The organism is Kitasatospora sp. NPDC056783 (assembly GCF_042789895.1).
In the GTDB taxonomy this organism is placed as follows: Bacteria; Actinomycetota; Actinomycetes; order Streptomycetales; family Streptomycetaceae; genus Kitasatospora.
Window position 1 is genome coordinate 1 of the sequence record NZ_JBHUAF010000365.1, and the last position, 8,802, is coordinate 8,802.

General features: G+C 75.2%; 8 protein-coding genes. 4 read left to right on the forward strand and 4 right to left on the reverse strand.

Translation table 11 applies throughout. The features are described from left to right. Positions 1 to 2: 2 nt before the first annotated feature. Positions 3 to 470, reverse strand: a complete 468-nt coding sequence (locus ACFRMQ_RS33535) for a (2Fe-2S)-binding protein (protein WP_380734535.1) — start codon at positions 468 to 470, stop codon at positions 3 to 5. Between the two features lie 59 nt (positions 471 to 529). Then, positions 530 to 2,968, reverse strand: coding sequence for a molybdopterin cofactor-binding domain-containing protein (locus tag ACFRMQ_RS33540; protein WP_380734536.1), 2,439 nt, complete (start codon positions 2,966 to 2,968; stop codon positions 530 to 532). A 449-nt stretch (positions 2,969 to 3,417) separates the two neighbouring features. Between ACFRMQ_RS33540 and ACFRMQ_RS33545 the strand changes: the two genes are divergently transcribed. The 3 genes from ACFRMQ_RS33545 (at position 3,418) to ACFRMQ_RS33555 (ending at position 6,120) form a co-directional block, all read left to right on the forward strand. Next, positions 3,418 to 4,674 carry an MFS transporter gene (locus ACFRMQ_RS33545; RefSeq protein WP_380734537.1) on the forward strand — a complete coding sequence of 419 codons (1,257 nt, stop codon included), beginning with the start codon at positions 3,418 to 3,420 and terminating at the stop codon, positions 4,672 to 4,674. A gap of 98 nt (positions 4,675 to 4,772) precedes the next feature. Next, a complete protein-coding gene (locus ACFRMQ_RS33550) occupies positions 4,773 to 5,579 on the forward strand; it encodes a Mut7-C RNAse domain-containing protein (protein ID WP_380734538.1) in 807 nt (268 codons plus the stop codon). 115 nt (positions 5,580 to 5,694) lie between these two features. Then, positions 5,695 to 6,120 (forward strand): cupin domain-containing protein, encoded by a 426-nt coding sequence (locus ACFRMQ_RS33555; RefSeq protein WP_380734539.1) that lies wholly within the window; start codon positions 5,695 to 5,697, stop codon positions 6,118 to 6,120. A gap of 58 nt (positions 6,121 to 6,178) precedes the next feature. Here the strand turns inward: ACFRMQ_RS33555 and ACFRMQ_RS33560 are convergent, their stop codons facing one another. Both ACFRMQ_RS33560 and ACFRMQ_RS33565 read right to left on the reverse strand, forming a co-directional pair. Further along, on the reverse strand, positions 6,179 to 7,255 hold the full coding sequence (locus ACFRMQ_RS33560) for a restriction endonuclease (protein ID WP_380734540.1): 1,077 nt from the start codon (positions 7,253 to 7,255) through the stop codon (positions 6,179 to 6,181). A gap of 154 nt (positions 7,256 to 7,409) precedes the next feature. Continuing rightward, complete coding sequence (locus ACFRMQ_RS33565) at positions 7,410 to 8,147, reverse strand: hypothetical protein (protein ID WP_380734541.1); 738 nt, start codon at positions 8,145 to 8,147, stop codon at positions 7,410 to 7,412. Positions 8,148 to 8,322: 175 nt separating this feature from the next. Between ACFRMQ_RS33565 and ACFRMQ_RS33570 the strand changes: the two genes are divergently transcribed. Next, a partial coding sequence (locus ACFRMQ_RS33570) for an inorganic diphosphatase (protein ID WP_380734542.1) occupies positions 8,323 to 8,802 on the forward strand: 480 nt, incomplete at its 3' end.

Below are 8,802 nucleotides of genomic sequence, written 5' to 3' on the forward strand. Positions count from 1 at the left end.
GCTCAGGACTTGGCGTCCTGCCGGGCGGCCGCCTGCTTGATCGCCTCGCGGATGCGCGGGTAGGTGCCGCAGCGGCAGATGTTCTGGATCTGGTCGATGTCCGCGTCCGTCGGGTTCGGGGTGCGGCGCAGCAGGGCGACGGCGGTCATGATCTGGCCCGGCTGGCAGAAGCCGCACTGGGCGACGTCGCAGGCGAGCCAGGCCTCCTGGACGGGGTGCAGCACGTCGCCGTCGGCCAGGCCCTCGATGGTGGTGACGGTGCGGCCGGCGCAGTCCTTGACGGAGCGGGTACAGGGCTGGAACTCCTGGCCGTCCAGGTGGCTGGTGCAGGCACGGCAGACGCCCACCCCGCAGCCGTACTTGGGGCCGGTGACGCCGAGCTTGTCGCGCAGCACCCAGAGCAGCGGCATGTCGTCCGGGGCCTCGACGGTGACGGGCTTCCCGTTGAGGACGAAGGTGTGGGTGGGCATCAGGGTCGGGATTCCTCAGCTGGTGGTCAGTGGGGGCCGGTGGGCCGGAGGGCGGCGGGTCAGAAGTTGATCGGGAAGGAGCGCGGGCTGGTGCCGGTCGCGCGGGCGTAGGCGTTGGCGACGGCGGCGGAGGCGGCCGGGACGCCCAGTTCGCCCGCGCCGCCGGGCGGGCCGCTCGGCGGCATCAGGTGGACCTCCACCACCGGCGGGGTGTGCCGCTGCCGGGCGTAGTGGAAGTCGCCGAAACTCCCCTCCCGGAAGGCGCCCTTGTCCAGGTGGTTGCCGGCCTGGAGGATCACCGAGATGCCGTCGACCAGCGCGCCGGTCAACTGGGCTTCCAGACCCCTGGGGTTGATCGCCCGGCCGACGTCGGCGACGACGACCGCCTTGGTGACCCGGGGGTCGGCCCGGTCGGTGGCGTCCAGCTCCACCAGGTAGCCGACGCAGGCGCTGTGCTCGTCGTGGTAGCCGATGCCCTGGGCCTGGCCGGGGGGCATCGGCCGGCCCCAGCCGCCCTTCCTGGCGAGGGTGTCCAGCACCGCCCGTCCGGCCGGGCTGCGCAACCGGTCGCGGCGGAAGGAGAGTTCGTCCTGGCCCATCTTGCGGGCGAGCTCGTCCATCATGATCTCGTCGGAGACCCGGACGGTGCCCGAGTAGACCGAGCGCCAGCTGCCGGTGTGCAGTTCCAGCGGCAGTTCGGCGAGCAGCTGGGTGGGCACGCCGACGTCGTACGGGATCTTCTCGGTGAGCAGGAAGAACAGCTCGGAGGCGGTGAGCCCGGCCAGCGGGAGGTTGTAGCCGGCTGCGGTGAGCATGTCGCCGAGGGCGTGCCCGAGGTCGGTGCGGACGCCGGCCACGTGGTGCTCCCAGCTGAACACCTGGCCGAGGCCGTAGGTGGCCCGGATCAGGTGGTTGCTGGCCGGTCGCATCCGGCCGTGGCGCATGTCGTCGTTGCGGGTCCACATCAGTTTGACCGGGCGGCCGGCGGCCTTGGAGACCTGGGCGGCCTCCAGGGCGGCGTCGAAGAACAGCCGGCGCCCGAACGAGCCGCCGCCGCGCACCACGTGGACGGTGACGGCGTTCTCCGGCAAGCCGAGTTCGGCGGCGATGGTGCCCTGGGCGAGGATCGGGCTCTGTGAGGCGAACCAGAGTTCGGCCCGGTTCGGCCGGACGTCGGCGACGGCGGTGAGCACCTCCATCGGGGCGTGGTTGACGAAGGCGAAGTCGAACTCCCCCTCCACCCGGTGCGAGAGCAGCGGCGGTGGCGGCGACGGGAGGCGGGCGGCGCGCAGCCGGGAGCGCACGTCGGCGTCGGACAGGTCGGCGACCGGCCCCGGGTTCCAGGTGGTGCGCAGCGCGTCGCGGGCCTTGAGCGCCTGGTCGAAGGTCTCGGCGAGGACGGCGACTCCGCTCGGGATGCGCACCACGCCGAGCACCCCGGGCATGGCGCGGGCGGCGGAGGCGTCCAGTGACTTGAGGGTGCCGTTGACGGTGTCCGGGCGGGCGACCACGGTGGGCACGGCGCCGGGGACCCGGAGGTCCCCGGCGTACTCGGCGCGGCCGGTGACGATGTCCCGGGCGTCGATCCGGTTGGTGGCCCTGCCCACCACGCGCAGCTGGTCGGGGGTCTTGGGCAGGCTCGGGACGGCGGGGACGGCGACGCGGGCGGCCTCGACGGCGAGGTCGCCGTAGCCGAGCCGGCGGCCGTCGGGGGCGAGGACGGCGGAGTCGGCGGTGCGCAGGGTGGTCGCGGGAACGTTCCAGCGTTCGGCGGCGGCGGTCACCAGGCGGGCCCGGGCGGCGGCGGCCGCCGCGCGCACCGGGTCGTAGAGCGACCGGACCGAGTTGGAGCCGCCGGTCATCTGGTTGAAGACCAGTTCGGGGCGGGCGTCGGAGAGCGGGACGTCGACGTCGGAGAGCCGGGCGTCGAGCTCCTCGGCGACGATCATGGCGATGGCGGTGGTGAGGCCCTGGCCGACCTCCAGCCGGGGCAGGTGCAGCGCGGCGCGTCCGGCGGTGGTGACCTCCAGCACCAGCAGGTGCGAGGTCGGCAGCCCGGCGATGATCATCACGTCGCCGAGGTCGACGATGTCCGGGATGCCGGGCAGGCCGATCAGTTGCCGGGGCAGAGCGGTCTCCCGGGCGGGTAGGGCGGCCTGCGCGGCCTGGGCGGCGGGCCCGGCCGGCTTCGGAGCGGCGGCCCGGGCGGTGGCGGGCGCGGCGGCGTCGAGGCCGAGGCCGGCGCCGACGGTGAGGGTGGGCGCGGCCAGCAGGTAGGTGAGGAAACGCCGGCGGCGGGTGGCGCCGCGGCCGTCCCGCGGCGGGGCGTCGTCCGGAGTCTCGGTGGTGCCGGCGGGGTTCGGGAGGTGACCGGCGGAGTCCGAGGGTGCGGTGAAGGTGCTGATGAGAGGAACCCTTCGAGCCGGAGACGGCGACCGGGCGGGCGGACGGGCGGGGCGGCCCCGGCCCGGTGCCGGATCGCGAACGCCGTTGAGCATAAAAGGACGCTACTGACGGGTCAACACGGTCAAAGTTGGCCCCTGGTCTGCCCGATCGAGGTTTCGTGGTGATCGGCGTGAGCGGAGTCGGAGCGGGTACGGACGGCGCTTCCGAGACGCGGGCGAGGCCCGGGCGGGGCCGCCCCGGAGGGATCGGCGGAGCCAACTGGCCTCCCTCGCACGAGGGTTCAGCGGTCGGTCGGCGGTGCGGCGAGGGCCGGAAGTGGCCCAGGAAGTTCCTTGATCACTGGACCGGTCCACTGGGCCGGTTTCCCCCTAGGCTGGTGGCGCACCGCGACCGGCGGGCACGGGCGCGGCCGCCGTGCGCCGCCCGTCCGGCGGTCGCGGACAGGGGTGACGGTCCGTGAAGACGTTTACGCGGCTGAACGCGTGCGGGTGACCGCCGGCCTGCCCGCCGGGTGACGCCCGCGCACGACCGGAGGAGGGGCATGCCGACCGACCACGCCACCCGCTGGGGCGGCATTCCACCCGCCGGACCCCAACGGACCCTCGCGGCAGCCCAGTTGGTCGCCGCCGTGGGTGACGGCGCCTACTACACCTGCTCCGCGCTCTACTTCACCAGGGTGGTCGGGATGTCGCCGACCGCCCTCGGACTGGGCCTCACCCTCGCCTGGGCGCTCGGCTCCGTCGCCGGCGTGCCGCTCGGCCACCTCGCCGACCGGCGCGGCCCGCGCCGCACCTCCGTCGCGCTCGCGCTCGCCACGGCGGCCGTGGTCGCCGCCTTCCTGGTGATCCGCTCCTACCCGCTGTTCCTGCTCGCCGTCTGCCTCTACGCCACCGCCCAGTCCGGCCTCACCGCCGCCCGGCTGGCACTGGTCGCCGCCCTGGTGCCGCCCGGGCAGCGGACCACCCTGCTCGCCCACATCCAGTCGACCCTCAACGGGGGACTGGCCGTCGGCGCCGCCATCGGCGGCATCGCGCTCGGCCTCGGCACCCGGGCCGCCTACCAGGGCGCCTTCGCCGTCACCGCCCTCGGCTTCCTCCTCGCCGGGCTGGTCCTGCGAAGGCTGCCCGAGGCCCCGCCCGGCGCGGCGAAGCCGGACGGCGGCCCGCGGCCGGCCGTGCTGCGCGACCACCGGTACGCCGCCGTCACCGCCGTCAACGCCGTCCTGCTGCTGCGGATGCCGCTGCTGAGCCTGATCATCCCGCTCTGGATCGCCGAGCGCGCCCCCGGGATCGGCTGGCTCGGCTCGGCGCTGTTCGTGCTCAACACCCTCGCGGTGCTGGCCTTCCAGGTACGGGCGGCGCGCGGCGTCACCGGACCGGGACCGGCCGCGAGGGCGGTCCGCTCGGCCGGGGCGCTGCTGCTCGGCTCCTGCGCGGTCTTCGCACTCTCCGCGCTGGACGTGCCGGTCTGGGCGGTCGGCGCCCTGCTGGTCGCCGCCTCCGTACTCCAGGTGGCCGGGGAGATGCGGCAGTCGGCCGGCAGCTGGCAGATCGCCTTCGACCTCGCCCCGCCCGGGCGGATCGGCCAGTACCAGGGCTTCTTCGGCACCGGCGTCGCCGTCGCCCGCGCCCTCGGACCGCTGCTGCTCACCACGCTGCTGCTGGACGGCGGACCGGCGGGCTGGCTGGTCCTGGGCGGGGCGTTCCTCGCGGCCGGCCACGCCATGGGGCCGGTCGCCCGCTGGGCGGCCCGGAACCGCGACCACCCGGTACCGGTGCCGGTGGCGGCGGGCGTCTGACCCCGGACGGCTCGACGGCGGCCCCGCACCGGCGGCTCCCGTTCCGGTGGCCGGAAACCCGGTGGCCCCGGCCCGCCGCCCGCTGGCATGCTGGCCGCGTGGACCGACCCCAGATCTGGCTCGACTTCGCCCCCGAGCTGCACCTCTTCGTCTCCGCGCCCCGGCGGGCCGGACGCACCGCGCTGCGCACCGACGGCACCTCCACCCTCGGCCACGTCGTCGAGTCCCTGGGCGTCCCGCGCACCGAGGTCGGCGGCCTGCTGGTGGACGGCCGGGCGGTGCCCGAGACCCACGTGCCGGCCGACGGCGAGGAGATCGCCGTCCGGGCCGTGACCAGGCCGCAGCCCTCGCGCGTCCCGCCGCGCTTCCTGCTGGACGTCCACCTCGGCACCCTCGCCCGCCGGCTGCGGCTGCTCGGCGTGGACGCCGCCTACGAGAACCCCGACATCGGCGACGCCGCGCTGGCCGCCCGCTCGGCCGCCGAACGGCGGATCATGCTCTCCCGGGACCGCGGCCTGCTGCGCCGGCGCGAACTGTGGGCCGGCGCCTACGTCTACAGCCACCGCCCCGCCGAGCAGCTGCGCGACGTGCTCTCCCGCTTCGCTCCGCCGCTGGACCCGTGGAGTCGCTGCACCACCTGCAACGGCACGCTGCGCGAGGCCACCAAGACCTCGGTGCGCGAGCAGCTGCGGGACGGCACCGAGCGCTCCTACGACGCCTTCGCCCAGTGCGCCGACTGCGGCCAGGCCTACTGGCGCGGCGCCCACCACGCCCGGCTGGAGGCGATCGTCACCGAGGCCGTGCGGGACTTCGGGGCCGGGTACGACCTCGGGGCGGGCCCGACCGGCGCGGACGGCCGGGAGTCGGGGGACGGCCGGAGCCCGCTCGGGGCCGTCTCCGGGTAGGGCGCCCTGGCGCGCCCGAGCGCCCGTGGTCCCATCGGCGGTGGGGCCATCGGGGGTGGTCCCATCGGCAGTGGGGCCGCGTCAGTCGTTCGCGTGAGAGAGGCCGGGTCGTCGGATGAGCAACCAGGCGGGGCAGCAGCCCTTCGACACCGCGGACGTGGCGGACGCCCCCGTGGTGACCGCCCCGGACGGGGCCGAGGTGCGTCCGCTGCTGGTGCTGGAGGGGCTCGGGAGCCTCGCGGTCTTCGTCCTCGCCCCCGGGCAGGTCACCCACGCGGTGTCGCACGCCACCGTGCGGGAGCTGTGGCAGGTCACCGCGGGCAGCGGCGCGCTCTGGCGCCGCCAGGGCGGGCGGGAGGAGAGCGTCCGGCTCGTGCCCGGCACGGCGGTGTCGATCCCGCTGGGCACCGCGTTCCAGTTCCGGGCGGACGCGGACTCCGCCGGTCCGCTGCGGATCACCGCCGTCACCATGCCGCCCTGGCCCGGGACGGACGACGAGGCGCGTCCGGAGGAAGGGCCGTGGGAGGCGACCGTCCGGTGAACGGCGGCGGCCGCCGCCAGGAGCGGAGCGCCCGGCCGGTGCCGGACGCCCCGCCGCGTCAGGCGTCCACGACCTCCAGCCCGTACGCCGTCACGGCCTGGCGCAGCCCGCCCGGGTAGCCGGCCAGGGCCGGGGTGAACTCCCAGTCCCCGGACGGCTCGCGGTCGAACCGGCCGAGCCGCATCGCGGTGTTGGTCTCCGCGCCGTCCGCGAGGTGCACCGCCGCCGCGTCCTGCCCGGCGCCGGCTTCCAGGATCAGCGCGGGGTCGGCGAAGCCGCCCATGGTGGCCTTCGGGTGGTTCTCGGTGTCGGCGGCGGCGATGACGACCAGCCGGTCGACCTCGGAGGGCAGCGCGTCGAAGTCCACCATCAGGCAGGCGTTCGCGTCGCCGTAGCCGGTCACCAGCCGCACCGAACCGTCGGGCGTCGAGGCGTTGTTGTAGAACACCAGGTGGTCGTCGGAGAGCGCCTGGTTGCCCCGGCAGACCAGGGCGGCGATGTCGTACTCCTCCTCGCCGGTCCAGTGCAGCAGCAGCCGGGAGGGCTCGGCGGCCACCTCGATCGCGGGCAGCCCGTCGAGGGCGCCGGCCTGGGCGGAGGACTCGTCCTGGGCGGGTGCGAGGACCTCGTGGAAGCCGTGGTGATTGAGCAGCCCGACCAGCTCGGCGCCGTTGATCAGGCTGATCGGCTTGCCCGCGACGAACTGGTGCGAGCTGGGGCCGAACCTGCTGGTGGTGACCAGGACGGCCTTGGTCGCGGCCTGGTCGTGGCGCAGCGTTCCGTACAGGTCCCGCACCGCCGAGGGGGCCACCGTGTCCCGGTACCGCTTCACCTGGACGATCACGTTGCCGCCGCGGAACGGGTCGGGGTCGGTGCCGCGGACGTCCACCCCGCCGTCCCGCGACCGGGCGGTGAGCTCGACCTTCATGCCCATCGCCTCCATCAGCCGGGCGATGAGACCCTCGAACTCCACCGGGTCCATCGCCAGCAGCAGCTGGAGCTCGCGGACACGTCTGGCCATCCGGCCGCGGTTGGCGTTGGTGTCGTCCCGGAGGTGGCGGAACAGCGCGCGTTGCGCGCGGCGTTCGTCGACGTCGGGGTTGCTGAGGCGGTGGAGCTTCCGGCTCCGGGACATGGGCGTGCCCCCTCTTGCATGGTGACGGTTGTTGCAGGCGACACCGTAGGGGAACGTGGACGAAGAGATGTCGGGCCGCCGGTTCCGCCGCACAATCGAGACCTGGGGGCGTCCCGCCGATCGTCCCGGATCGGCGGGAATCGGCGGACACGCCCTACGTCGCGTGCAGGTCGAGGGTCCAGGTGTGGGTGCTGTAGGAGCCCATGCGGGTCGGATGGCGTTCGACCAGGGTGGCGGTGAGGCGGTCGGCGGTGCGCCGGAGCGAGCCGGTGAAGCGCGGCTGCTGGTCGGGGGCCAGCGGGAGCAGTTCGGCCAGCACGGTGTCCTCCAGGTCCCGGCCGACCGCGCGCAGCACCCCGGCGTCCAGGAGCAGTAGGGTGTCGTCCGGCAGGACCAGCGGTGGCGGGGTCCTCGGGCCGCCGAGCGGCGGGCCGGGCTCGATCCGGCCGCCGGGCAGCAGGCGGACCACCCGGCTCCCGGTGGGGCGGCGGTGGTCCGTCTCGACCACCCGCAGGCCGTCGCCGACCACGTAGTGGCCGAAGCTGTGCCAGGAGTCCAGCAGCGCGCCGTCCTGGTCGTGGACCGAGGTGCGGGGGGTGTCGCCGTCCGCCAGACCGAGGACGAAGCGGCCGTCGTCGAGCACCGCGCCGTGCCGGCCGCGCAGTTCGGCGATGGTGCTGCCGTCGGCGAGGTCCAGCAGCAGGGCCGGGCCGCCGTGGTCCCCGGCGCCGTGGCCGACGGGGTCGGTGGTGACCAGCGCGCGGTCGGCGGAGAGGTGGGCCGCGTCGGGCCGCCCCGGACAGGACCGCCGCCAGCGGGACCGGCCGGTGGCGTCGACGCAGTCTAGCCCGCCGCCGCGCGCGTGCAGTTCCAGCCCGTCCCGGCGGGCCAACGGCCCCTCCGGGCGGCCCTGCGGCCGTCCACCGCCGCGGTGGTGCCGATCCCTGACAGTGACCCGCCAACTCCCCATGGCCCGGAGCCTAGTGGACCCGGGTGGACGGCGGGGGTGCTTTCGGTGGCCGGGCCGACGGCGGACAATCCCCCCAGGAGCCGAGGAGGAGGCCGCGGTGGAGTTCGAGGTCATGATCGAGATCCCGCAGGGGTCGCGCAACAAGTACGTGATGGACTTCGTGGCGGGCCGGATCCGCCTGGACCGCACGCTCTTCACGGCCACCCGCTACCCCGCCGACTACGGCTACGTCGAGGGGACCCTGGGCGGCGACGGCGAGCCGCTGGACGCCCTGGTGCTCGGCCGCGAGCCGGCCGTCCCCGGCTGCGTGCGCACCTGCCGGGCGGTGGGCATGTGGGTGATGCGCGACGAGCGCGGCCCGGACCAGAAGGTGCTCTGCGTCCCGGCGCGCGACCCGCGCTACGAGGACCTGCGGGACGTCGGCGACCTGCCGCGGTTCGACCTGCTGGAGATCACCCACTTCTTCCAGGTGTACAAGGACCTGGAGCGCGGCAAGTCCGTCGAGGGTTCGCACTGGGCGGGCCGCGACGCGGCGTACGCCGAGATCGCCGAGTCGCGCGCCCGGGCGGCGGGCACC

Excerpts from the sequence above, each read along its gene's own strand:
- ACFRMQ_RS33535 (WP_380734535.1), bottom strand. The coding sequence starts at position 470 with ATGCCCACCCACACCTTCGTCCTCAACGGGAAGCCCGTCACCGTCGAG.
- ACFRMQ_RS33540 (WP_380734536.1), bottom strand. The coding sequence starts at position 2,968 with ATGCTCAACGGCGTTCGCGATCCGGCACCGGGCCGGGGCCGCCCCGCC.
- ACFRMQ_RS33545 (WP_380734537.1), top strand. The coding sequence starts at position 3,418 with ATGCCGACCGACCACGCCACCCGCTGGGGCGGCATTCCACCCGCCGGA.
- ACFRMQ_RS33555 (WP_380734539.1), top strand. The coding sequence starts at position 5,695 with ATGAGCAACCAGGCGGGGCAGCAGCCCTTCGACACCGCGGACGTGGCG.
- ACFRMQ_RS33560 (WP_380734540.1), bottom strand. The coding sequence starts at position 7,255 with ATGTCCCGGAGCCGGAAGCTCCACCGCCTCAGCAACCCCGACGTCGAC.